Below are 22,335 nucleotides of genomic sequence, written 5' to 3'. Positions count from 1 at the left end.
GATGTGCGCCCCGCGGTTGACCGCGCGGTGCTCCGGTATTTCTTTGGAGCCCCGCCTGTGTCCCGTCCGGGGCATTTTTCATGTACCGGCTCGGTTGGTCTCACCAGAAACAGACATGCGCGTCCGTCCGCCAGGCGGTCGCGTGGTGCTACCGAGGAGGATCCATCAGCGCCGAGCCCCGCATCAACGACAGGATTCGCGTTCCCGAGGTGCGACTTGTCGGACCCAGCGGCGAGCAGGTCGGGATTGTTCCGCTTGCCAAGGCCCTGGAGCTCGCACAGGAGTACGACCTCGACCTGGTCGAGGTCGCGGCGAACGCCCGTCCGCCCGTGTGCAAGCTCATGGACTACGGGAAGTTCAAGTACGAGTCGGCCATGAAGGCCCGTGAGGCGCGCAAGAACCAGGCGCACACGGTCATCAAGGAGATGAAGCTCCGGCCGAAGATCGATCCGCACGACTACGACACCAAGAAGGGTCACGTCGTCCGGTTCCTCAAGCAGGGTGACAAGGTCAAGATCACGATCATGTTCCGTGGTCGTGAGCAGTCCCGTCCCGAGCTTGGTTTCCGGCTGCTGCAGCGGCTGGCGTCGGACGTCGAGGAGCTTGGCTTCATCGAGTCCAACCCGAAGCAGGACGGCCGGAACATGATCATGGTTCTCGGCCCGCACAAGAAGAAGACCGAGGCCATGGCCGAGGCGCGTGAGGCCCAGGCCGCACGCAAGGCCGAGCGCCAGGGCGTCACCTCCGAGGAGACGTCCGAGGCTCCGGCCGCGGAGACCGAGGCTGCTGAGGCTCCGGTCGTCGAGGCCGAGGCGGAAGCCCCGGCCGAGAACCCCGAGGCGTGACCCGGGGGGCTGCCAACCAGGCAGCCCCGGGCCCCGCCCGGAACCACCGAACGAAGAACTGACGCTCCCGGATCTCCGGTGCCCGCACCGGTGGGGAGCGCCACTGACGAGGAGATACGGCGCGATGCCGAAGAACAAGACGCACTCCGGTGCCAAGAAGCGCTTCAAGGTCACCGGCACCGGCAAGATCCTGCGCGAGCGCGCCGGCAAGCGCCACCTGCTCGAGCACAAGTCGTCCAAGCTGACGCGTCGCCTCACCGGCAACGCCGAGATGGCCCCGGGTGACGCCGCCAAGATCAAGAAGATGCTGGGCATCTGAGTTTGATCTCCCGCTCTCGGCGACGAGAGCTTCCGGCCAAGACCGGGAACCATCCGTTTTTCGGGTCGTGTGAGGACCACCGCGACCCCGCTACAAGGAGTTAACAAGTGGCACGCGTCAAGCGGGCAGTCAACGCCCACAAGAAGCGCCGGGCGATCCTCGAGGCGGCCTCCGGCTACCGCGGTCAGCGCTCGCGCCTGTACCGCAAGGCCAAGGAGCAGGTCACCCACTCGCTGGTCTACAACTACAACGACCGCAAGAAGCGCAAGGGCGACTTCCGTCAGCTGTGGATCCAGCGCATCAACGCCGCTGCCCGTCTGAACGGCATGACGTACAACCGCCTCATCCAGGGTCTGAAGGCCGCCAACATCGAGGTTGACCGCAAGATCCTCGCCGAGCTGGCCGTCAACGACGCCAACGCGTTCGCCGCGCTGGTCGAGGTCGCGCAGAAGGCTCTGCCGGCCGACGTCAACGCCCCGAAGGCCGCCGCCTGATCTTCCAGGCCGCAGTACCTCTGCCCGGACCCGCAGGCGCGCACGCGTCTGCGGGTCCGGGTGCGTCTGCCCCCTGAAGGGTGTTCGGTGGAGGTGGGCCGCCCAGGCCCCGCAGCGCCACCGACTCAGGCCCGCAGCGTCACCGACCCCGGCCCCGCGACCGGCCCCGGTCCCTGGAGCCGGGCACCCAAGGTCACGCGACCGGACCCCGAAGCCCCGGACCCCGAAGCCACCCGGCACCGAAGAGAGAACCGCCGCACCTCATGGTCACCCCCGAGCTGATCTCCCCGCGTTCCCCGCGCGTCGTCGCCGCCCGGCGGCTCGCCAAGCGCAACTTCCGGGGCAAGGACCGCCTCTTCATCGCCGAGGGCCCGCAGGCCGTCCGTGAGGCCGTCGAGCACCGAGGCTCCACCGGAGAGCCCACGCTCGTCGAGCTCTTCACCACCGTCGAGGCCGCCGAGCGCTACAGCGCCATCATCGAGGCCGCCCTCGCCGCAGGGGCCCGCGTCCACCACGCCTCCGACGCCGTCCTCGCCGAGGTCTCCCAGACCGTCACCCCGCAGGGGCTCGTCGGGGTCTGCCGGTTCCTCGACTCGCCGTTCGAGGAGATCGTCGCGGCCCGCCCCAAGCTGGTCGCCGTCCTCGCCCACGTGCGCGATCCCGGGAACGCCGGCACGGTGCTGCGCTGCGCCGACGCGGCCGGCGCCGACGCGGTCGTCCTCACCGACGCCTCCGTCGACCTGTACAACCCCAAGTCCGTCCGGGCCTCCGTCGGTTCGCTCTTCCACCTGCCGGTCGCCGTCGGGGTCCCCGTCGAGCAGGCCGTCGCCGGGCTGAAGAGCGCGGGCGTACGGATCCTCGCCGCCGACGGGGCCGGTCAGGACGACCTCGACGCCGAGCTGGACGCCGGCACCATGGGCGGGCCCACCGCCTGGATCTTCGGCAACGAGGCCTGGGGACTGCCCGAGGAGACCCGGGCCCTCGCCGACGCCGTCGTCCGCGTCCCGATCCACGGCAAGGCCGAGAGCCTCAACCTCGCGACGGCCGCCGCGGTCTGCCTGTACGCCTCCGCCCGCGCACAGCGGCCCCGAACCTCCGCCTGAGGGGTCCATTCCGCCGCTCCCGCCCAGTAGAGTGGCGCACTCGGGGGCCCACTGCGCTACACGAAGGGGTGGGGAACGGGATGACGGTCGGCACGGACAGTCCCGCACAGGCACGGAGCGCCGGGCCGCACGCCCAGGAGCCAGCGGGCCAGGTGCCCGCAGCGGACGTCCGGGACCAGGCCGGCCCCGACGGGTTCGCCGGTGTGCTCCCCGACGACCTGCCCGACGGACTCGTCGTCGCCGACGAGACCGGCCGGGTCGTCACCTTCAACGCCGCCGCCAGCCGTATCACCGCCGTCCCCGGCGACAAGGCCCTCGGCCTCCCCCTCGACCAGGCGCTGCCGCTCGAAGACCTCAAGGGAAGCCGCTGGTGGGCCCTGACCGACCCGTACGGCGGCCTCGCCACCCGCCGCGGCCAGCCCGAGCGCAATCTGCTGCTGCCCGGCGGCCGTGAGGTCCTCGTCTCCGCCCGGTACATCCGCGAGCACCCCACCGGACCGGTCCGCCGGGTCGTGGTCTGTCTGCGCGGCACCGAGGCGCGCCGCCGCACCGAGCGCAGCCACGCCGAACTCATCGCCACGGTCGCCCACGAGCTGCGCTCCCCGCTCACCTCCGTCAAGGGCTTCACCGCCACCCTCCTCACCAAGTGGGAGCGGTTCAACGACGAGCAGAAGCGGTTGATGCTGGAGACCGTCGACGCCGACGCGGGCCGCATCAAGCGGCTCATCGCCGAGCTCCTCGACATCTCCCGGATCGACTCGGGCCGACTCGAAGTGCGTCGCCAGCCCGTCGACATCGCCGCGGCCATCGGCCGGCACGTCCAGGTGCACACCACCGGCGGCCAGTCCCCTGACCGGTTCTTCGTCCGGATCATGCCCGGACTGCCCGCGCTCTGGGCCGACCCCGACAAGATCGACCAGATCCTGGGGAACCTCCTCGAAAATGCGGTGCGCCACGGCGACGGAACCGTCACCATCGAGGTGGCACCCGCCAGGACGTGCGACGACGGAGAAGAGGGGACGGAGGTCACCGTGAGCGACGAGGGCCCCGGCATCCCCGAGGAGTCGATGAGCCGCGTCTTCACCCGCTTCTGGCGGGGCAGCAAGCGCGGCGGCACCGGCCTCGGCCTCTACATCGTCAAGGGCGTCGTCGAGGCCCACGGCGGAACCATCACCGTCGGCAGGGGCCCCCGAGGCGGGGCCGAGTTTCGATTTATGCTGCCCGTCGGCACCCCGGCCCATCTCGCCTGACGAGATCCAGCACGAAGTCCGACCGGATCGGACAGGATCGGACGAGATCGAAAGCCGCCCGGGCCGCCCACGGGCTCATTCGCATCCCCCCACCCCGTTAGACTCGTCCTTTGGCACGTTTGCGCCCTTGACGTCGAGCGGGGCCGCCCAGCCAAGCCAACGGAAGCACGGGAAGAGATGTCCGCACCCAATAAGTCGTACGACCCGGTTGAGGTCGAGGCACTGAAACCGGAAGAGATCGAGCGCATGCGGGACGAGGCGCTCGCCGCCTTCGCCGCCGCGGGCGACCTCGACGCGCTCGCGCACGCGAAGACGGCGCACACCGGTGGCACCTCGCCGCTGGCGCTCGCCAACCGGGAGATCGGTGCCCTGCCCCCGCAGGCCAAGGCCGCCGCCGGAAAGATCGTGGGCCAGGCCCGCGGCATCGTCTCCAAGGCGCTCGCCGCCCGCCAGACGGAGCTGGAGGCCGAGCGCGACGCGCGCGTCCTCGTCGAGGAGGCCGTCGACGTCACCCTGCCGTACGACCGCGTCCCGGCCGGTGCCCGCCACCCGCTGACCACGCTCATGGAGCGCGTCTCCGACGTGTTCGTCTCCATGGGGTACGAGGTCGCCGAGGGTCCCGAGGTCGAAGCGGAGTGGTTCAACTTCGACGCCCTCAACTTCGTACCGGACCACCCGGCGCGCCAGATGCAGGACACCTTCTTCGTCGAGGGGCCGGAAGGCACCACGGGCGACGAGTCCGGCGTCGTGCTGCGCACGCACACCTCGCCGGTCCAGGCCCGCACGCTCATCGACCGGGAGCCCCCGGTCTACGTCGTGTGCCCCGGCCGCGTCTACCGCACCGACGAGCTCGACGCCACGCACACCCCGGTCTTCCACCAGATCGAGCTGCTCGCCGTCGACGAGGGCCTGACCATGGCCGACCTCAAGGGCACCCTGGACCACATGGTCCAGGCGCTCTTCGGCCCGGACATGAAGACCCGGCTGCGCCCGAACTTCTTCCCGTTCACCGAGCCGTCCGCCGAGATGGACATGCTCTGCTACGTCTGCCGCGGCGAGTCCGTCGGCAACCCGGACCGCCCCTGCCGCACCTGCGGCAGCGAGGGCTGGATCGAGCTCGGCGGCTGCGGCATGGTCAACCCGAAGGTGCTCGTCGCCTGCGGTGTGGACCCCGAGAAGTACAGCGGATTCGCCTTCGGGTTCGGGATCGAGCGGATGCTGATGTTCCGCCACAACGTCGACGACATGCGAGACATGGTCGAGGGTGACGTCCGGTTCACCCGGCCGTTCGGGATGGAGATCTGATGCGGGTCCCGCTTTCTTGGCTGCGGGAGTACGTCGACCTGCCGGCGACGGAGACCGGCCGCGACGTCCAGGCCAAGCTCATTTCGGCAGGCCTCGAGGTCGAGAGCGTCGAGCAGCTCGGCGCCGGCCTGACCGGCCCGCTGGTGGTCGGCAAGGTCCTCACCATCGAGGAGCTGACGGAGTTCAAGAAGCCCATCCGCTTCTGCACCGTCGACGTCGGCCAGGCCAACGGCACCGGTGAGCCCCAGGAGATCATCTGCGGCGCACGGAACTTCGCCGCGGGCGACAAGGTCGTCGTGGCGCTGCCCGGCGCCGTGCTCCCCGGTGACTTCCGGATCGCCGAGCGCAAGACGTACGGCCGGGTCTCCCGGGGCATGATCTGCTCCGGCGACGAGCTCGGCATGGGCGACGACGGCACCCACGGCATCATCGTGCTGCCGCCGGAGCTCGAGATCGGCATCGACGCCACGAAGCTCCTGGAGCTGTACGACGAGGTCCTCGACATCGCCGTCACCCCGGACCGCGGCTACTGCCTCTCGATGCGGGGCGTCGCCCGCGAGACCGCCATCGCGTACGGCCTGCCGCTGCGCGACCCGGCGCTGCTCGACGTGCCCGCGCCCAACTCGTACGGCTACCCGGTCCGGGTCACCGACCCGATCGGCTGCGACCGCTTCACCGCGCGCACCGTCGTCGGTCTGCAGCCCGAGGCCCGGTCCCCGATCTGGCTGCGCCGCCGCCTCCAGAAGGCCGGCATGCGTCCGATCTCGCTCGCGGTCGACGTCACGAACTACGTGATGCTCGAGCTCGGCCAGCCGCTGCACGCCTACGACCGGAGCCGGCTCGACGGCCCGATCGGGGTGCGTCGCGCCGAGGCCGGCGAGAAGATCACCACGCTCGACGGCACCGTCCGCGTCCTGGACGCGGCGGACCTGGTCATCACCGACGACCGCGGTCCGATCGGCATCGCCGGTGTCATGGGCGGCGCCAACACGGAGATCGCCGACCCTGAGACGGACCCGGAGACCGGGGTCGTCACCGGCACCTCCGAGATCGTCATCGAGGCCGCGCACTTCGACGCGATCTCGATCGCCCGCACCGCGCGCCGCCACAAGCTGGCCTCCGAGGCGTCCAAGCGCTTCGAGCGCGGCGTCGACCCGCAGGCCGCGGCCGCCGCGGCCCAGCGCTGCGTCGACCTGCTCGTGCTGCTCGCGGGCGGCACGGCCGAGGCCGGGGTCACCGAGATCAGCGCCCCGTCCGCGCCGCGCACGATCACCATGCCGGCGAACCACCCGGACAAGGTCGCGGGCGTGGGCTACGGCCGCGAGACCGTCGTCCGCCGCCTCCAGGAGGTCGGCTGCGACGTCTACGGCCAGGACGAGCTCATCGTCACCGTGCCGTCGTGGCGCCCCGACCTCAACGAGCCGAACGACCTCGCCGAAGAGGTCATCCGGCTGGAGGGCTACGAGAACCTGCCCTCCACGCTGCCGAAGCCGCCGGCCGGCCGCGGGCTCACCGAGCGCCAGCGCGTCCACCGCCGGGTGGGCCGCGCCCTGGCCGGCGCCGGCTACGTCGAGGCGCTGAACTACCCGTTCATCGGGGAGCAGGCCCTCGACAACCTCGGCCTCGACGCGGACGACGCCCGTCGCCGGCTGGTGAAGCTGGTCAACCCGCTCTCGGACGAGGAGCCCGCGCTCCGTACGACGCTGCTGCCGGGCCTGCTCGGCGCGCTGCGCCGGAACGACAGCCGCGGCAGCCACGACCTGGCGCTCTTCGAGACCGGCCTGGTCTTCCGGCCGGAGGGACAGCCGGGCGTCGCCGTCCGGCTGCCCGTCGACCGCCGTCCCACCGACGAGGAGATCGCCTCGGTCAACGCCGTGCTGCCCGCGCAGCCGCGCCGTGCCGCCGTGGTTCTCGCCGGTGCGCGCGAGCAGGCCGGCTGGTGGGGCAAGGGCCGTCCGGCCGACTGGGCGGACGCGGTCGAGGCCGGTCGGACCGTGGCCGCCGAGGCGGGGGCCGAGCTGATCATCAGCGCCGACCAGCACGCCCCGTGGCACCCGGGCCGCTGCGCCGCGTTCCACGTCGAGGTGGACGGCGAGAAGGTCCTCGTCGGCCACGCCGGCGAGCTCCACCCGCGCGTGGTCAAGGCCTTCGGCCTGCCGGCCCGCACCTGCGCCATGGAGATCGACCTGGACCGCCTGGAGAAGGCGAACGAGGGCCCCGTGAAGGCTCCTCGGATCTCCTCCTTCCCGGTCGCCACCCAGGACGTCGCCCTGGTCGTCGCGGGCGACGTCCCGGCCGCCGAGGTCGAGGCCGCCCTCACCGAGGGCGCGGGTGAACTCCTGGAGTCCATCCGGCTGTTCGACGTCTACACCGGCGACCAGCTCGGCGAGGGCAGCAAGTCCCTGGCGTACGCCCTGAAGTTCCGCGCCCCGGACCGCACCCTCACGGTCGACGAGGCCACCGCGGCCCGCGACGCGGCGGTCGCCCTGGCGTCCGAACGCACGGGCGCGGTCCTGCGCGGCGCCTGAACGCCGTAGCGCCGCACCACGAGGAGGGCCGCCCCGGGGATTCCCCGGGGCGGCCCTCCTCGCGTTTCGGGCCCCTAGCCCGGGGGCTTCATGCAGAAGTGGAAGTAGTAGTAGAAGGCCCGGGTGTCCACCGGGGTGACGTGGCCGCCTTCCATGAACCGCACGAGCTCTACGGCCTTGTCGGAGACGCCCTTCACGAAGGTGCCCCAGCCGATGACGCGATTCAGGTATTCAACGTTCCAGTTCTTGGCCAGGATCGACCTGTTCTGGGTGTTGATGGCATCGATCACGCTGCTCAGGTGGTTGTGGCTGTCGACGGGTTCGTTGAGCCGTGCCTTCTGCTCGTTCGTGAGCAGGCTCCACACCTCGCCACAAGCCACGTCCTCGATGGCCCCCGCGGCGGCCTTCTTCATGTCGGCCAGTAGCAACCGCCGCGTGCCGCCATCGAGGTCAGCGGGCGGGGAGAAGGCGGCGCCCGCCACTTCGGCGGCGTCGTCGCCCAGGGCCGATCCGCCGGCGATGGCATCCATCTGGTTCACCAGCGCGCGCCCGCGGGTGAGGGCGATCACGACCTCCTCCGGTGGGTTCGCGGGGACTGTCTGGAGGAGTTCGCGCAGTTTCGTCCTCTGCGCGTCCAGCTCGGCCATCTTGCTGGGTCGGAACGTCTGCGCGATCCGCTTGCCCTGGTCGAAGGCCTCACCAAAGGCGTGCATCCATGGAACGGGGGGCGGCAGAGGCGCGGCGGTGGCAAGGGTGGCCGTGCAGAGGAGGGTTGCCACGAGCAGGACGAGGATGCGAATCAGGCGGGACATGGGGCCTCCCTCGGGAGGGGCGTCCGCGCGTACGTCCGGTCCGGTCTAGTTCGTGAGCGGACCGACGGTGACGTGTCCGGAGTCGGCCGCGCACGCCCGCAGGGTTCCGCCGCACGACAGGTCGTCCGCGGTCTTGGACACCCAATGCTGCTCAGCCAGCACACGATCGGGGTTGCTTGAGCTGCTCCAGGTGAACGTGAACGAGACCCGGTACGAGCCCTCGTTCGACGGGGGCTGGAGCCAGACCATGGGGAGGGATGTCTCGCCGGCGGAGGGGAGGATCCGCCCCTCGTACGTCTGGTGGACGACGTTGACCCATTGGGCGCCGTTCCACCGCTCCAGGGCATACACGGCCGCGACGTTCGTGGCGTCCGCGTCGGGAGTGGCAGGGGAGTGGAACACCCGGGGGCCGGCGTTCCCGTGGAACGTGAGTGTCTGATCCTGCGTGCTGGTGCCGACGTCGGACACCTGGACCTGGGGCAGCACCACCTGGCCGGGGTCTCCGGTCGTCCCCTCCGGGCCCCAGGCCGAGGCCGGGGCCGCTGTGCCCAGCGCTGCGAGTACGAACGCGGCGGGGAGGGCGACCGAGACGGCGAGCACACGGGGGAGTCTACGGAGCATCATGAGCGGCCTCACATGTACGACGGTCACGGGGCCTCGTCAAGACTTTCTCCTTCCAGGCTATGCCCGGGTGACTCACCGCGCTCGCGCAGCGCGTGGCGGTGACCCCGAAGCGTCGTACGCGAGACCGGCATTCGTGCGGGTGCGCGGGTGGCGGAAGCCTGGCGGGGGGCGGCGCGCCGGGGGTGCTCACTCCTTCGGGTGAGATCGTCGGGGGGTGTTCCCCGGTGGGGCGTGCGGTCGGCAGAATCGACGCGGCCGCAGGGGCGGACCTGTGGGCCGCAGGGCCTTCGGGCGCTGTCGGGGGCTCGGGAAGGGCCGTGCATGATCCGTACGAGGTCGTTGGTCTCCGATGGCTCCCGGCTCCGCCGGCTGGCCCCGCTCGCTCTTCCCACCGCATGGGGTGCGGTGGCCGTGGCATGGAAGTTCGGCTGTCCGCTGGCCCGGCAGCCCGGGCTGCCGATGCGGATCGCCACCAGTGTCGTCTTCCTCACCGTCGGCATCGGGCTGGTGCTCGGGCTGCGGCGCGGGTTCGCGCGGGAGTTGGCGCTCGTGCGCGCCGTCGCCGACGCCACCCAGCAGGTGCTGCTGCGACCGCCGCCCGCCCGGCTCGACGGACTCGCCCTCGCCGCGGGGCAGTTGTCCGCTTCCCGGGGCGCGTCCGTCGGCGGGGATCTGTACGAGGCGGTGGCCACCCCGTACGGCGTGCGCATCGTCATCGGGGACGTCCGGGGCCACGGTCTCGCGGCCCTGGGCGCCGTGGTCGCCGTGCTCGGGAGTTTCCGCGAGGCCGCGCACGACGAGGCCGAACTCGGCGGGGTGCTGCGGAGGTTGGAGCGGGCGCTGGAGCGGCATCTGCGGGAGCGGGCCCGGGACGAGCACCCGGCGCGGACCGGGACGGCGCCCGAACATCCGGTGGCGGAGGAGTTCGTGACCCTGCTGCTCCTGGAGGTCCGGTCCGACGGACGGCTGTCCGTGCTCAACTGCGGCCACCCCGGGCCGTACCGCCTCGGGCGCACCGTGGAGCGGCTTTCCGTCGGCGACCCGCTGCCTCCGCTCGGGGTCCTGCCGCTGCCCGCCGTCCTCGCGCCCGACACCGCGGCCCGGTTGAGGCCGGGCGAGACGCTCGTCCTGTACACCGACGGCGCCGAGGAGGCCCGCGACCACCGGGGCCGGTTCTTCGCGCTGGACACGGTGCTGGCCGGGATGTGCGGCGCGCCGCCCGAGGCGCTCGTGCGTGAGGTCCACGCCGCGCTGCTGCACCACACGGGCGGGCGGCTCACCGACGACGTCGCCCTGCTCGTCGTCCGCGACGACCGTGTCCGGGTGCCGGCGCAGCCCGCCGAACCCGGGCTGCGCCGCCCCCGGCCCGCCCCCTCCTCCCACTGTTGAGAGGAGGGGCCGGGACCGGTGCCGCCCGCCCCGCCACGGAGTGTCGGGCAGATCAGCGGGGCGGGCGACACGGACCGGGCGGCCGCACTGTTTGAGGGGGGAGCCGGCGGCCCGGTCTTCGCCTTGCGGCGAGAAGCACAGTCAAGCGGTACGGGGACGAGCGCGGCAGAGTACGCGGACCGGAAGAACGAGTACTTCATTCACACCCCGTGCGAAATCCTTCCGTAGTCCTTGACGAGCCGTTGGACGAGCGGTGCCCGAAGGGGTTCTCCGGAGTGGTTCGGTCCGTACGAATTCGGCCACCGCTACGCTGAGTTCACCGCCCTCGAGCCGAGCGGCCGGAGCGGACCGGAGCGACCGGAGCGGTCATGCAGCCCAACACCTTGCTCGACGCCCTGCTCGACGAAGCGGGCGTCTCGAACGCCGGCCTCGCCGCCCATGTGAACCGGGCCGGCCGGGCCCGTGGCCTCACCCTGCGCTACGAACACACCGCCGTGGCGCGGTGGTTGAAGGGTCAGCGGCCGCGCGGCCAGGTGCCGGACCTGATCTGCGAGGTGCTCGCCGCCCGGCTGCACCGGCAGGTGACGCTGGACGACATCGGCTTCGGGGTGCCCGACGGGCCCGTGCTCGCGGTCGGTTCACCGCTCTCCGGGTTCGTGGAGCGCGCGGCCGCCCTGTGGCGGTCCGACGAGCAGCAGCGGCCGCACATAGTCGCCGCACCCGCCGTGACCGGCACACCGGCGGTGATGCCCGTGTGGGAGTGGGAGAACCCGCCGGAGGACGCGGACGTCTCCCGGGTCGGCCGGACGACGGTCTCCACCGCTGACATCACCGTGCTGAGCGCCGCCCGGTCCCACTACGAGCAGATGTACCGCAAGGCCGGGGGCATCGCGACCCGCGCCCGGATCGTCGGCTTCCTCACCGCCGAGACGGCGCCGCTGCTGCGGGGCTCGTACAGCGACGCCCTCGGCCGGCGGCTGCACCGCGCCACCGGCGGACTCGTGGCGGTCGCCGGCATCTGCGCGTACGACGCCGACGCGCACGGTCTCGCCCAGCGCTACTTCCATCAGGCCCTGCGGTTGGCGAAGGCGAGCGGGGACCGGGGGCTCGGCGCCTATGTGATTGCGCTGCTCGTCAACCAGTCGCTGTTCATGGGGGAGTACCGGCAGGCGGTGGCGTTCGCGGAGGCGGCGCTGCGGACGGCCGGGCGGCAGATCACTCCGGCGCTCGCCGCCGATCTGACGGCGATGCAGGCGAAGGCGTACGCGCATCTGGGCGACGGGGCGGCCGCGCTGGCCTGCATCCGGCGGGCCGAGGCCGCGGCCGAGCGGATCAGCCCGGGGGACGAGCCGGCCGAGACGGGCTATGTCCAGCCGGGGCTCGTCAACGTCCAGGTCGCCGAGGCGCTGCTCAGTCTGGGTGATCTCGGCGCGGCCCACGAGCACGCGTCGATGGCCGTCGGGGTGCCCTCGCACGACCGGGGCCGGGTGCACCGGCTCGCCATGCTGTGCCAGATCGAGCTGCGCCAGGGGGAGGCGGACGCGGCGGCGCGGACGGCCGTGGAGATGACCGAGCGGGCGCGGGGGATGGAGTCGCGGCGGCTGCGGGACCGGCTGCGGCAGGTGCGGGAGCACCTTCTGGCCAGCGGTGGAGGGGACGCCCGGGAGGCGGCGGCGCTCATTGACGGGGCGCTGCGCGTTCCCCTGTGAGCCGCTAACTGCTGCGATATTGCCACCAAACAAGCACCGACCAGTCGGAAGGTGGCAAGAACGTGCAGTGGACGAAACTGAGCGAACGCTCTGTCTATGAGAATCGCTGGTTCCAGGTGAACCTCGCGGACGTCGAACTCCCGGACGGCCGCCACCTCGACCACTATCTGATCCGGCTCCGCCCGGTGGCCGTCGCGACGGCCGTCAACGAGGCCGACGAAGTCCTGATGCTCTGGCGCCATCGCTTCATCACCGACAGCTGGGGCTGGGAACTGGCCGCCGGAGTCGTCGAGGACGGCGAGGCGATCGAGGCCGCCGCCGCCCGCGAGATGGAGGAGGAGACCGGCTGGCGGCCGGGGCCGCTGCGCCATCTCCTCACCGTCGAGCCGTCCAACGGCCTCACCGACGCCCGCCACCACCTCTACTGGGCGCAGACGGCCACCTACACCGGTCCGCCCGAGGACGCCTTCGAGTCCTCACGGCGGGCCTGGGTGCCGCTGAAACAGGTCCCCGACATGATCGCCCGGGGGGAGATCCCGGCCGCGAACATGGCCGCGGGGCTGCTGATGCTCCACCATCTGCGGCTGGGCTGAGGAGCGGGTGAGAAGCCGGACGGCCCGTACCTGTGCGTGTGTACGGGCCGTCCGGTGTCCTGGGGAGGTCAGGCGTACGGGTAGAAGCCCGAGCCCGTCTTCCGGCCGAGCCGGCCCGCGTCCACCATGCGCTGGAGCAGCGGGGGAGCGGCGTACAGCGGCTCCTTGAACTCGGCGTACATCGAGTCGGCGATCGACGCGATCGTGTCGAGGCCGATGAGGTCCGACAGCTTCAGCGGGCCCATCGGGTGCGCGCAGCCGAACTCCATGCCGTTGTCGATGTCGTCGCGGCTCGCGATGCCCGACTCGAACATCCGGATCGCGGAGAGCAGGTACGGCACGAGCAGCGCGTTGACCACGAAGCCGGAGCGGTCCTGGGCGCGGATCGCGTGCTTGCCGAGGGTCTTCTCCGCGAAGGCCTGGGCCCGGCTGATCGTGCCCTCGGAGGTGGTGAGGGCCGGGATCAGCTCGACGAGCTTCTGCACCGGGGCCGGGTTGAAGAAGTGGATGCCGATGACCTGGTCGGGGCGGGAGGTCGCCACGGCCAGCTTCACCAGCGGGATCGAGGAGGTGTTCGAGGCCAGGATGGCGTCCGGCCGGGTCATCACCTGGTCGAGGACCTGGAAGATCTCGGTCTTGACCTGCTCGTTCTCCACGACCGCCTCGATGACGAGGTCGCGGTCGGCGAACTCTCCCAGGTCGGTGGTGAAGCTGAGGCGGGCGAGCGTCGCGTCCCGCTCCTCCTCGCTGATCTTGCCGCGTTCGGCGGCCTTCGCCAGCGAGTTGTAGAGCCGTGTGCGGCCGATCTCCAGCGCCTCGCCGGTGGTCTCGGCGACCTTCACCTCAAGGCCGCTCCGGGCACACACCTCTGCGATGCCCGCGCCCATCTGGCCGCAGCCCACCACTCCGACGCGCTCAATGTCGGCCATGGAGTCCGTCACCTCGTGCCTTTCGCTCTTCTCTGGCGGCGGGGCCCGTGTGATTCCGGTGCGTCCGCCTCGACCCCACGACGTTACCGCTCATTAACCGATGATCGATCGTCCAGGGCGGGCATGCTGTCCGGGTGGGTGTGACGTATCCGACACAGGAGGGGTACAAGTGCGGCCTATCGGCAGAAGAGGCTTCGTGGCGGGGGCGGCTGCCGGGGTGGCGCTGGCCGTGACGGGCGGGGGAGCGCCGACGGGCACGGAAGCGGGAGGGGACGCGGGCACCGGCGCGGGCGCGGGCGAGGGAGCGGCTGCCGCGACGGCTGCCGGCACCGCGTCGGAGGGGCCCGCGCGCCCGGCCGCCCGGTCCGACTTCCGCGGTGTGTGGATCGCCACGGTCTTCAACCGCGACTGGCCCTCCCGCAGCGGACTGGCGGCCGAGGCGCAGCGTGCCGAGCTCCTCGCCCACCTGGACACCGCCGTCGAGCGCCGGCTCAACGCGGTGGTCCTCCAGGTCCGGCCCACCGCCGACGCGCTCTGGCCCTCGCCGTACGAACCGTGGACGGAGTTCCTCACCGGGACGCAGGGCCGCGACCCCGGCTGGGACCCACTCGGCACGGCCGTCGAGGAGGCCCATGCGCGGGGGCTCGAACTGCACGCCTGGTTCAACCCGTACCGCGTGGCGAACCACACCGACCCGACGCGGCTCGTCGCCGACCACCCGGCCCGGCTCCACCCCGAGTGGGTGCTGCCGTACGGCGGGAAGCTCTACTACAACCCCGGGCTGCCCGAGGTCCGGCGGTTCACCCAGGACGCGATGCTGGACGCACTGGGGCGCTACGACGTCGACGCCGTGCACTGGGACGACTACTTCTATCCGTACCCGGTGGCCGGGGAGGCCTTCGCCGACGACGAGGCGTACGCCCGGTACGGCGCGGACTTCCCCGACAAGGCGTCCTGGCGGCGGAACAACACCGACCTGCTGGTCTCGGAGATGTCGGCCCGGATCAAGGCCGTCAAGCCGCAGGCGGCCTTCGGCGTCAGCCCCTTCGGGGTCTGGCGGAACATCGCCGAGGACCCGGAGGGCTCGGACACCAGGGCCGGTGTCGCCACCTACGACGACCTGTACGCCGACACCCGGAAGTGGATCCGGGAGGGCTGGATCGACTACGTCGTCCCCCAGCTGTACTGGCACATCGGTCTGCCCGCCGCCGACTACGCCACGCTGCTGCCGTGGTGGGACGCCGTGGTACGGGGCACCGGCGCCGCCCTCTACATCGGCGAGGCGCTCTACAAGGCGGGCGACCCCGCGCAGCCCGCCCCCTGGCAGGACCCGGGGGAACTGTCACGGCACCTGGAACTGGCCGCCGGGTTCCCGGCGGTGGGCGGCCACTGCTTCTTCTCCGCCCTGGACGTCGCGAGGGACCCGATCGGGGCGATGGCCGCCGTGGTGGCGGATCACTATCCGACCGGGGTCCGGGCGCCGGGACGGGGCTGACCCGGGGAGGGGATCAGCTCGCGCCCGCCTCGGGGTGACGGCGTACGACGGTGTCGGGGCCGGGAGACATCAGGGCCTCGTGACCGTCGTCGTCGAACTTGACGCGGTACGGGGGTGTGCCGTTCTCCCCCAGTACCTGAAGGACCTCGGCCGTACGGTCGTGGTGACCGACGGTCCGGCCGTGCACCAGCAGTTTGTCGCCCACGTTCGCCTGCATCGGGGTGACCTCCTCGCGACCGGGCTTGTGCTGTTCAGGGTCTCTGTCTGTCATTGTGACGCGGGTCACCCCGATCCGCCGCGTCAGCTCTTCGCCCGCTGGGTCACCGCGATGCAGACCAGCACCGCCACCGCCGCGAGCGGGGCGGCGAGGGGCAGCGTCTCGCCGAGCAGCGCGACCGACCAGACCAGGGTGAGGAGCGGCTGCGCGAGCTGGAGCTGGCTCGCCTTGGGGATGCCGATCGAGGCCATGCCCCGGTACCAGACGTAGAGGCCGAAGAAGGTGGAACCGACCGCGACCCAGACCAGTCCGATGACGCCGTGGGCGTTCAGGTGGACCGGCTCCACGGACAGCGCCACGGCCGAACCGACCGCCATCAGCGGCAGGCAGAGGATCAGGGCCCAGCCGATGACGTGCCAGCCCGGCATGAGCCGCGCGAGTCGACCGCCCTCGGTGTAGCCGGCCGCGCACACGAGGAGGGCGCCGAACAGGTACACGTCGCCCTGCGACACGGCCCCGCCGCTCTGCTGGACGGTGAAGGCGAGCACGACGACCGCGCCCGACACGGCCGCGCACCAGAAGGTACGGGACGGCCTGCGCCTGGTCCGGAGCGCGGCGAAGGCCGCCGTGGTGAGCGGCAGCAGGCCGACGACGACGGCCGCGTGCGAGGTGGTCGAGGTCTGCAGGGCGAGGGTCGTCAGGAGCGGGAAGCCGATGACGACTCCGCAGGCGACCACCGCGAGGCCCGCCCAGTGGCGCCGCTCCGGCAGCGGCACCCGGCCGACGAGGAGGAACGCGCCCGCGACGAGGGCGGCGAGTGTGGAGCGCACGGCCACGAGCGACCAGGGGCCGAAGCTCTCCAGGCCCCAGACGGTCGACGGGAACGTGAGCGAGAAGGAGAGCACGCCGAGGGCGGCGAGCAGGGTGCCACGGGGGAGCGGGTCGGTGCGGCTCCCGCTCGTGTCGGTGGCGGCGGTGTTTCTCGCGCTGCGGGTGCGGGCGGTGGCGCCGGTGGGGGCGCGGACGGTGCTTTCCGCGCTGCCGGTGGGGACGGCGCGGACGGTGCCGCCGGTGCGGTCCGCCGTGGTCACCGTTATCGTCGTGGTGGCAGTAGCGCTATCCTGTGCTCTCATGAGTGAGCGTAGCAGTGTCGCGGAACTGGCGCATTCCCTGAGAGCGGAGCTGAACCGCTACTCACCAGGTGGAAAGCTGCCGTCCAGTCGTGCCCTCGTGGAGCGCTACCGGGTCTCCCCGGTGACCGTCAGCCGGGCCCTCGCGCAGCTCGCCGCCGAGGGGCTCGTCGTCACCCGCCCCGGCGCCGGTGCCTTCCGTGCCGAGCTCCGTACCGCCGCCCCCGACCCGGGCGACACCTCCTGGCAGGAGGTCGCCCTCAGCGCCGACACCGCCACCGAGCTCGTCCCCCGGGCCGTGGACGCCTCCGGCGTCCTCGTCACCCTCGCCGCCCCGCCGCCCGGCGTGGTCGAGTTCAACGGCGGCTACCTCCACCCCTCGCTCCAGCCGGAGCGGGCCCTCGCCGCCGCCCTCGCCCGCGCCGGACGCCGCCCCGGCGCCTGGGGCAGGCCGCCCACCGACGGCCTGCCCGAGCTGCGCGAGTGGTTCGCCCGCGAGATCGGCGGCAGCGTCACCGCCGCCGACCTCCTCGTCACCGCCGGCGGCCAGTCCGCCATCACCACCGCCCTGCGCGCCCTCGCCCCGCCCGGCACCCCCGTCCTCGTCGAGTCGCCGACCTACCCGGGCATGCTCGCCGTCGCCCGCGCCGCCGGACTGCGGCCCGTCCCCGTGCCCGCCGACGCCGACGGGGTCCGCCCCGAGCTCCTCGAAGCCGCCTTCCGCGCCACCGGCGCCCGCGTCCTCGTCTGCCAGCCGCTCTTCCAGAACCCCACCGGGGCGGTGCTCGGCCCCGAACGGCGCCGCGAGGTGCTCCGCATCGCCCGCGCCGCCGGAGCCTTCGTCGTCGAGGACGACTTCGCCCGCCGGCTCGTCCACGAGGACGCGCCGCCGCTCCCCGCGCCGCTCGCGGCGGAGGACCCCGACGGTGTCGTCGTCCACGTCTGCTCCCTCACCAAGGCCACCTCGCCGAGCCTGCGGGTCGGCGCCCTCGCCGCCCGCGGTCCCGTCCTGGAACGCCTCCGCGCCATCCAGGTCGTCGACAGCTTCTTCGTCCCCCGGCCGCTGCAGGAGGCCGCGCTGGAACTCGTCGGCTCGCCGGCCTGGCACCGCCATCTGCGGGCCGTCGCCCAGGAGCTCCGGGGCCGGCGGGACCTGCTGAGCGGGGCGCTCGCCCACCAGCTGCCCACGTTCGCCCTGCCGTACATCCCGTACGGCGGCCACCACCTCTGGCTGCGGCTCCCCGACGGCGTCCCGGAGGCGGCCCTGGTCGCCGCCGCCCTGCGGGCGGGTGTCGCCGTGGCCCCGGGCCGCCCGTACTTCTGCGCCGAACCCCCCGCCGGCCACATCCGGCTGAGTTTCGCGGGTGTCGCGGGCCCCACGGAGATCGCGGAGGGCGTGCGCCGCCTGCGGACGGCGGTCGACGAGCTCACCGTCTGAGCAGCGGCGGCGGGCCCCGCAAGGCAGCGGGAGGTCGCCCGCACGGCCCGGCGTTCCCCGGCCCCGGGCAAATTCACCTGACAAGCCCCGGCGTCACTGGAACGCTTCGGGCATGAGCGACAGCGCCACCACGGACACCCCCGTCATGCACGGGGCGTACGAGATCTCAGCCGACCCCGCGCGGATCGACGCCGCCCGGGTGCACCACTGGCTGTCCACGGACTCCTACTGGGCCCACGGCCGACCTCGGGAGAAGCAGGACCGGGCCATCGAGGGCTCGCTCAACTTCGGTGCCTACGACCGGGAGACCGGCGAGATCGCCGCCTACGCGCGCGTCGTCACCGACTACGCCACCTTCGCCTGGCTCTGCGACGTCTACGTCGACCGCCCGGCCCGCGGCACCGGCCTCGGCACGGCGCTCGTCACCGCCGTCCGCGACCACCTCGCGCCGAACGGACTGCGCCGCATCGTGCTCGCGACGGCCGACGCGCACGGTGTGTACGAGAAGGTCGGTTTCACGCCACTGCAGAATCCGGACAAGTGGATGGCTCTCGGGCAGCAGTGAACCGCAGCCCCCGCGGCCCCGGGGAATGACCCCTTGACCTGCGGAGCCTTCGGCCTCACGATCGCGCCCATGGGTCTTCGGGTGACGCTCGTCACGGCGGCACGCAGCTCCTCCCTGCTCGCCGAACGCTTCGACGACGACCGGCCACTGGACGAGGCCGGCTGGTACGAGGTGCAGCAGGCCGCGCCCGCGCTCATCCCGCTCGGCGCGGCCGAACTGCGCTACTGCTCCCCGACCCCGCGCAGCCGCGCCACCGGCACCGCCCTCGGCTACGCCCCGCTCGCCCAGCCCGCGCTCCGCGACTGCGACATGGGCCGCTGGCGCGGCCTGACCCTCGCCGAGGTCGCCGCCCTCGAACCGGCCGCCGTCGACGCCTGGCTCACCGACGCCCGCACCGCCCCGCACGGCGGCGAATCCCTCCTCGCCTTCATCACCCGGATAGGGAACTGGCTCGACACCCGCCCGGCCGAGGACGGCGAGATCGTCGCCGTAGCCGAACCCTCCGTCGTACGGGCCGCCCTCGTGTACGCCCTGAAGGCGCCGCCCGCCACCTACTGGAACGTCGACGTCCGCCCCCTCTCCACCGTCACCCTCACCGGCCGCCCCGGCCTCTGGCACCTCCAGCTCGACGCGGCCCTGCGCTGAGCGACCCGGCCCCGCGCCGATGGACCCGGGCCCGTGCCGACCGGCACCGTCCGGCACGGGTCGGGCCCCTCGAAGCCGCCGAGGGGCACGTGGCGGGGGGAGAGACCGTCCGCGACCGGCTAGCCTGAGAGCACGATGAACCGTTTGACCACGTCATGGGGCGCCTTCACGCTGACCCGCCATCCCGAGGACCCGCGCGATCAGCTGCGCGCCTGGGACGCGTCCGACGAGTACCTCCTGGGCCGACTGGCCGAGGACGGCACCGACCTGTCCGGCACCGTCGCCGTCCTCGGCGACCGCTGGGGAGCCCTCGTCACCGCACTCCAGGCCGCCGGCCCCGGGGAGCTCGTCCAGATCTCCGACTCGTACCTCGGCCGGCAGGCCACACGGGCCAACCTCGCGCGCGCCGGTGCCGCCCCGGACGCCGTCCGGCTGCTCACCACCCAGGACCCGCCGCCCGAGCGGATCGACGTCCTCCTCGTCCGCGTCCCCAAGAGCCTCGCGCTCCTGGAGGACCAGCTGCACCGGCTCGCACCCGCCGTGCACGAGGGCACCGTCGTCGTCGGCACCGGCATGGTCAAGGAGATCCACACCTCCACCCTGCGGCTCTTCGAGCGGATCCTCGGGCCCACCCGCACCTCGCTCGCGGTGAAGAAGGCGCGGCTGATCCACACCACGCCCGACCCGGCCGTCACCCCGCGCCCGAACCCCTGGCCGCATCGCTACGACCTGCCGGCCGACACCCCCGCGCCCGGGCTGCCCGGTCTGACCGTCACCAATCACGCCGGGGTCTTCTGCGCCGACCGCCTCGACATCGGCACCCGCTTCCTCCTCGCGAACCTGCCCGGCGGCATCGGCCGGGTCCGCGTCGCCGACCTCGGCTGCGGCAACGGCGTGGTCGGCCTCGCCATCGCGCTGCACGAACCCGACGCGGAACTGATCTTCACGGACGAGTCGTACCAGGCGGTCGCCTCGGCCGAGGAGAACTTCCGTACGCACGTGGGCGACGGGCGCAAGGCCGAGTTCCTCGTCGGTGACGGTCTCGCCGACGTGCCCGACGGCTCGGTGGACCTCGTCCTCAACAACCCGCCGTTCCACACCCACCAGGCGACCACGGACCGCACGGCCCGCCGGATGTTCACCGACGCGCGGCGCGCGCTGCGGCCGGGCGGCGAGCTGTGGGTCATCGGGAACCGTCACCTCGGCTACCACGTCACCCTCCGCCGGATCTTCGGCAACAGCGAACTGGTCGCGAGCGACGCCAAGTTCGTGGTCCTGCGCGCGGTGCGGCAGGCCTAGGCCCTGTCGTCGAACTCCCGTCTGCGGGCGACGACGGGAGTTCGACGACAGGGCCTAGGGAGCGACCGCGGGGACAGGGTCCGAAAGACCCCGGTCCCCCGCGGAGAGCCCTCGACGGGGCGCGGCCCTCCGGCCGCGCCCCGTCGTCATGCGCCCCAGGTACGTGAGCACAGGACGAGCTGGTACCCGTCGGGGTCCTCGACGGTCACGCCGTACTCGTCCCCGTACGGGTTGTGCGCGGGCACCCGCGTGCCGCCGGCGGCGAGCAGCCGCTCCACCTGCGCCTCCTCGTCAGGAGTGACCTCACGATCGCGCCCGAGTGAACCGACGCGGCCGGCGCGAGACGGTCTTCTCGCCGCCGGAGAGCACCCCGGCCGGCTTGTCGCTGCGCAGCCGCGTCGGCCAGGTTCTCCCGGGTACGGCCCGGCCGGCGGAGGAGGGGGGCCGAGGCGCACCGGACTCTCGCCCCGCCCCGGGCCCCGCGCCGCTCGTCCCGCCCCCGTCACCCGTGATCAGTCACCAGCCACCAGCCACCAGCCACCAGTCATCCGTCATCCGTCGGAGAAGACCAGGTCCAGGGCGCGTACCCGGTCCTCGCCCGTGGTGACGGACACGGTGACGATCCGGTCCCGGCGGAGGGTGAACGCCACGGCGGAGACGGGCCGCCCGTCGACGAAGGCGACCGCGCCGACGGCCCCGTCGACCAGCGCGGGCCGGGCCACGTCCGCGAACCGGGCGAACGCGGCCGCGCCCTCGGCGACGGCGGGTGCGCCGTGCACCGGGCCGCGTTCGGAGTGGGCGACCACGTCCGGGTCGAGGACGGCCGCGAGCGTACGGGCGTCACGCGCGCGTGCGGCGGCCAGGAACAGGTCCACCACCGCCCGCTGCCGCCCGACGGCCCCCGAGGTCCGGGCCGTCCCGTGGCCCCGGACCCGCTCCCGGGCCCGCCGGGCCAGCCGGGCCGTCTCCTCGGGGGAGCCGCCGACGATGCGGGCCGTCTCGTGCGACGGCAGCCCGAACACGTCGTGCAGCACATAGGCGAGCCGCTCCTCGGCACCCAGGGACTCCAGTACGAGGAACAGCGCGAGCCACACGGACTCGCCCCCGCCCCCGGACTCGTCCCCGCCCCCGGATTCACCCCCGCCCCCGGATTCGCCCGTGACACCGGCCCCGGCCGTGCCCCGGAATCCGACCCCGGCCGCGCTGCTGCGCCCGGTCCCCTCGGCCGCCCGCCGCCCCTGGAGCCCCCGCACGCACTCCCGCGCGACCAGCGCCGTCAGCCAGGTGCGTACCGGTGCCCCGTCGTCCCGCCCCAGCCCCGCCCGCACCGCGGCGAGCGCCTCCTCGGCCGCGGCCTCCGAACCCGTCATCCGCAGGGCCACGCGCCGCAGTCGCTCCTCGTGGGTGTCGAAACGCCCGGCCAGGGCGGCCGGAAAGGTGTCGTCGTGCATGGCGCCTCACTCCTCATCGGTTCCGTCACCGCGTTGACGGGAGGCCGCGCCACGATGTGACAGCACCGGCCGCCGTCGGCGGAAGGAGCGCGGGGGGCAAGGGCCCGAGGCAGACGGAAAGGCCGGCTCGACGCGGGGGACGTCGAGCCGGCCTTCCGGGGGTGTCGAGCGCGTGGTGCTCGACGGGGGTGGGTC

At 72.7% G+C, this 22,335-nt stretch carries 21 protein-coding genes and 1 pseudogene; 15 read left to right on the top strand and 7 right to left on the bottom strand.

The features are described from left to right. Window positions 1-80: 80 nt before the first annotated feature. The 7 genes from infC to pheT all read left to right on the top strand — a co-directional run bounded on the left by infC (window position 81) and on the right by pheT (window position 7,844). Window positions 81-845 (top strand): translation initiation factor IF-3, encoded by a 765-nt coding sequence (gene infC, locus ACIP84_RS22480; protein ID WP_388308825.1) that lies wholly within the window; start codon window positions 81-83, stop codon window positions 843-845. 124 nt (window positions 846-969) lie between these two features. Beyond that, a complete protein-coding gene (rpmI, locus tag ACIP84_RS22475; protein ID WP_030316087.1) occupies window positions 970-1,164 on the top strand; it encodes a 50S ribosomal protein L35 in 195 nt (64 codons plus the stop codon). Window positions 1,165-1,271: 107 nt separating this feature from the next. Continuing rightward, window positions 1,272-1,658, top strand: a complete 387-nt coding sequence (gene rplT, locus ACIP84_RS22470; protein WP_015032398.1) for a 50S ribosomal protein L20 — start codon at window positions 1,272-1,274, stop codon at window positions 1,656-1,658. Between the two features lie 263 nt (window positions 1,659-1,921). After that, window positions 1,922-2,761 carry an RNA methyltransferase gene (locus ACIP84_RS22465; RefSeq protein WP_030316091.1) on the top strand — a complete coding sequence of 280 codons (840 nt, stop codon included), beginning with the start codon at window positions 1,922-1,924 and terminating at the stop codon, window positions 2,759-2,761. Window positions 2,762-2,841: 80 nt separating this feature from the next. Further along, complete coding sequence (locus ACIP84_RS22460; RefSeq protein WP_401799678.1) at window positions 2,842-4,011, top strand: ATP-binding protein; 1,170 nt, start codon at window positions 2,842-2,844, stop codon at window positions 4,009-4,011. A gap of 177 nt (window positions 4,012-4,188) precedes the next feature. Further along, window positions 4,189-5,316, top strand: a complete 1,128-nt coding sequence (gene pheS, locus ACIP84_RS22455) for a phenylalanine--tRNA ligase subunit alpha (protein ID WP_355961008.1) — start codon at window positions 4,189-4,191, stop codon at window positions 5,314-5,316. After that, complete coding sequence (gene pheT / locus ACIP84_RS22450; RefSeq protein ID WP_401799676.1) at window positions 5,316-7,844, top strand: phenylalanine--tRNA ligase subunit beta; 2,529 nt, start codon at window positions 5,316-5,318, stop codon at window positions 7,842-7,844. Before pheS ends, pheT begins: the two co-directional genes overlap by 1 nt. 74 nt (window positions 7,845-7,918) lie before the next feature. On the opposite strand, the gene ACIP84_RS22445 is transcribed toward pheT, so the two are convergent. Together ACIP84_RS22445 and ACIP84_RS22440 are read right to left on the bottom strand one after the other, a co-directional pair. Further along, window positions 7,919-8,656: a hypothetical protein gene (locus ACIP84_RS22445; RefSeq protein WP_401799673.1), complete on the bottom strand. Its 738-nt coding sequence runs from the start codon at window positions 8,654-8,656 to the stop codon at window positions 7,919-7,921. A 45-nt stretch (window positions 8,657-8,701) separates the two neighbouring features. Further along, window positions 8,702-9,256: a hypothetical protein gene (locus ACIP84_RS22440; RefSeq protein ID WP_355961017.1), complete on the bottom strand. Its 555-nt coding sequence runs from the start codon at window positions 9,254-9,256 to the stop codon at window positions 8,702-8,704. Between the two features lie 345 nt (window positions 9,257-9,601). Here ACIP84_RS22440 and ACIP84_RS22435 point away from each other — a divergent pair, with 345 nt between their 5' ends. The 3 genes from ACIP84_RS22435 to ACIP84_RS22425 all read left to right on the top strand — a co-directional run bounded on the left by ACIP84_RS22435 (window position 9,602) and on the right by ACIP84_RS22425 (window position 12,971). Beyond that, complete coding sequence (locus ACIP84_RS22435; RefSeq protein ID WP_355961020.1) at window positions 9,602-10,669, top strand: PP2C family protein-serine/threonine phosphatase; 1,068 nt, start codon at window positions 9,602-9,604, stop codon at window positions 10,667-10,669. A gap of 368 nt (window positions 10,670-11,037) precedes the next feature. Beyond that, on the top strand, window positions 11,038-12,378 hold the full coding sequence (locus tag ACIP84_RS22430; protein WP_355961022.1) for a transcriptional regulator: 1,341 nt from the start codon (window positions 11,038-11,040) through the stop codon (window positions 12,376-12,378). 62 nt (window positions 12,379-12,440) lie between these two features. Further along, window positions 12,441-12,971 carry an NUDIX domain-containing protein gene (locus tag ACIP84_RS22425; RefSeq protein ID WP_355961024.1) on the top strand — a complete coding sequence of 177 codons (531 nt, stop codon included), beginning with the start codon at window positions 12,441-12,443 and terminating at the stop codon, window positions 12,969-12,971. A gap of 68 nt (window positions 12,972-13,039) precedes the next feature. On the opposite strand, the gene ACIP84_RS22420 is transcribed toward ACIP84_RS22425, so the two are convergent. Further along, window positions 13,040-13,900 carry a 3-hydroxybutyryl-CoA dehydrogenase gene (locus ACIP84_RS22420; RefSeq protein WP_073915461.1) on the bottom strand — a complete coding sequence of 287 codons (861 nt, stop codon included), beginning with the start codon at window positions 13,898-13,900 and terminating at the stop codon, window positions 13,040-13,042. Between the two features lie 178 nt (window positions 13,901-14,078). Here ACIP84_RS22420 and ACIP84_RS22415 point away from each other — a divergent pair, with 178 nt between their 5' ends. Beyond that, window positions 14,079-15,395: a glycoside hydrolase family 10 protein gene (locus ACIP84_RS22415; RefSeq protein ID WP_401800019.1), complete on the top strand. Its 1,317-nt coding sequence runs from the start codon at window positions 14,079-14,081 to the stop codon at window positions 15,393-15,395. A 13-nt stretch (window positions 15,396-15,408) separates the two neighbouring features. On the opposite strand, the gene ACIP84_RS22410 is transcribed toward ACIP84_RS22415, so the two are convergent. Both ACIP84_RS22410 and ACIP84_RS22405 read right to left on the bottom strand, forming a co-directional pair. Further along, entirely contained in the window at window positions 15,409-15,612 is a 204-nt protein-coding gene (locus ACIP84_RS22410) for a DUF1918 domain-containing protein (RefSeq protein WP_401799668.1), read from the bottom strand. 83 nt (window positions 15,613-15,695) lie between these two features. Next, window positions 15,696-16,745 carry a DMT family transporter gene (locus ACIP84_RS22405; protein ID WP_401799665.1) on the bottom strand — a complete coding sequence of 350 codons (1,050 nt, stop codon included), beginning with the start codon at window positions 16,743-16,745 and terminating at the stop codon, window positions 15,696-15,698. Here ACIP84_RS22405 and ACIP84_RS22400 point away from each other — a divergent pair. The 4 genes from ACIP84_RS22400 to ACIP84_RS22385 all read left to right on the top strand — a co-directional run bounded on the left by ACIP84_RS22400 (window position 16,744) and on the right by ACIP84_RS22385 (window position 20,689). Next, complete coding sequence (locus ACIP84_RS22400; RefSeq protein ID WP_355961033.1) at window positions 16,744-18,180, top strand: PLP-dependent aminotransferase family protein; 1,437 nt, start codon at window positions 16,744-16,746, stop codon at window positions 18,178-18,180. The two genes, ACIP84_RS22405 and ACIP84_RS22400, sit on opposite strands and share 2 nt — an antisense overlap. Window positions 18,181-18,292: 112 nt before the next feature. Further along, entirely contained in the window at window positions 18,293-18,745 is a 453-nt protein-coding gene (locus tag ACIP84_RS22395; protein WP_401799662.1) for a GNAT family N-acetyltransferase, read from the top strand. 69 nt (window positions 18,746-18,814) lie between these two features. Then, complete coding sequence (locus ACIP84_RS22390) at window positions 18,815-19,390, top strand: histidine phosphatase family protein (protein WP_355961036.1); 576 nt, start codon at window positions 18,815-18,817, stop codon at window positions 19,388-19,390. A 135-nt stretch (window positions 19,391-19,525) separates the two neighbouring features. Continuing rightward, complete coding sequence (locus ACIP84_RS22385; RefSeq protein ID WP_401799659.1) at window positions 19,526-20,689, top strand: methyltransferase; 1,164 nt, start codon at window positions 19,526-19,528, stop codon at window positions 20,687-20,689. Window positions 20,690-20,835: 146 nt separating this feature from the next. Here the strand turns inward: ACIP84_RS22385 and ACIP84_RS22380 are convergent. Together ACIP84_RS22380 and ACIP84_RS22375 are read right to left on the bottom strand one after the other, a co-directional pair. Further along, window positions 20,836-20,985 (bottom strand): annotated as a pseudogene (locus tag ACIP84_RS22380) (VOC family protein); the annotation flags it as partial. A gap of 255 nt (window positions 20,986-21,240) precedes the next feature. After that, window positions 21,241-22,140 (bottom strand): RNA polymerase subunit sigma-70, encoded by a 900-nt coding sequence (locus tag ACIP84_RS22375; RefSeq protein WP_401799656.1) that lies wholly within the window; start codon window positions 22,138-22,140, stop codon window positions 21,241-21,243. Window positions 22,141-22,335 lie beyond the last annotated feature (195 nt).

Origin of the sequence: Streptomyces sp. NPDC088707 (genome assembly GCF_044752725.1) — a bacterium.
In the GTDB taxonomy this organism is placed as follows: domain Bacteria; phylum Actinomycetota; class Actinomycetes; order Streptomycetales; family Streptomycetaceae; genus Streptomyces.
The sequence above is the reverse complement of the archived record's forward strand: the minus strand, read 5'-3'. Positions and strand labels throughout refer to the sequence as shown.

Coding starts and splice junctions, on each gene's coding strand:
- infC (WP_388308825.1), top strand. CDS start 81: ATGTACCGGCTCGGTTGGTCTCACCAGAAACAGACATGCGCGTCCGTC.
- rpmI (WP_030316087.1), top strand. CDS start 970: ATGCCGAAGAACAAGACGCACTCCGGTGCCAAGAAGCGCTTCAAGGTC.
- ACIP84_RS22465 (WP_030316091.1), top strand. CDS start 1,922: ATGGTCACCCCCGAGCTGATCTCCCCGCGTTCCCCGCGCGTCGTCGCC.
- ACIP84_RS22460 (WP_401799678.1), top strand. CDS start 2,842: ATGACGGTCGGCACGGACAGTCCCGCACAGGCACGGAGCGCCGGGCCG.
- pheS (WP_355961008.1), top strand. CDS start 4,189: ATGTCCGCACCCAATAAGTCGTACGACCCGGTTGAGGTCGAGGCACTG.
- pheT (WP_401799676.1), top strand. CDS start 5,316: ATGCGGGTCCCGCTTTCTTGGCTGCGGGAGTACGTCGACCTGCCGGCG.
- ACIP84_RS22445 (WP_401799673.1), bottom strand. CDS start 8,656: ATGTCCCGCCTGATTCGCATCCTCGTCCTGCTCGTGGCAACCCTCCTC.
- ACIP84_RS22435 (WP_355961020.1), top strand. CDS start 9,602: ATGATCCGTACGAGGTCGTTGGTCTCCGATGGCTCCCGGCTCCGCCGG.
- ACIP84_RS22430 (WP_355961022.1), top strand. CDS start 11,038: ATGCAGCCCAACACCTTGCTCGACGCCCTGCTCGACGAAGCGGGCGTC.
- ACIP84_RS22420 (WP_073915461.1), bottom strand. CDS start 13,900: ATGGCCGACATTGAGCGCGTCGGAGTGGTGGGCTGCGGCCAGATGGGC.
- ACIP84_RS22410 (WP_401799668.1), bottom strand. CDS start 15,612: ATGCAGGCGAACGTGGGCGACAAACTGCTGGTGCACGGCCGGACCGTC.
- ACIP84_RS22400 (WP_355961033.1), top strand. CDS start 16,744: ATGAGTGAGCGTAGCAGTGTCGCGGAACTGGCGCATTCCCTGAGAGCG.
- ACIP84_RS22405 (WP_401799665.1), bottom strand. CDS start 16,745: ATGAGAGCACAGGATAGCGCTACTGCCACCACGACGATAACGGTGACC.
- ACIP84_RS22395 (WP_401799662.1), top strand. CDS start 18,293: ATGAGCGACAGCGCCACCACGGACACCCCCGTCATGCACGGGGCGTAC.
- ACIP84_RS22390 (WP_355961036.1), top strand. CDS start 18,815: ATGGGTCTTCGGGTGACGCTCGTCACGGCGGCACGCAGCTCCTCCCTG.
- ACIP84_RS22385 (WP_401799659.1), top strand. CDS start 19,526: ATGAACCGTTTGACCACGTCATGGGGCGCCTTCACGCTGACCCGCCAT.
- ACIP84_RS22375 (WP_401799656.1), bottom strand. CDS start 22,140: ATGCACGACGACACCTTTCCGGCCGCCCTGGCCGGGCGTTTCGACACC.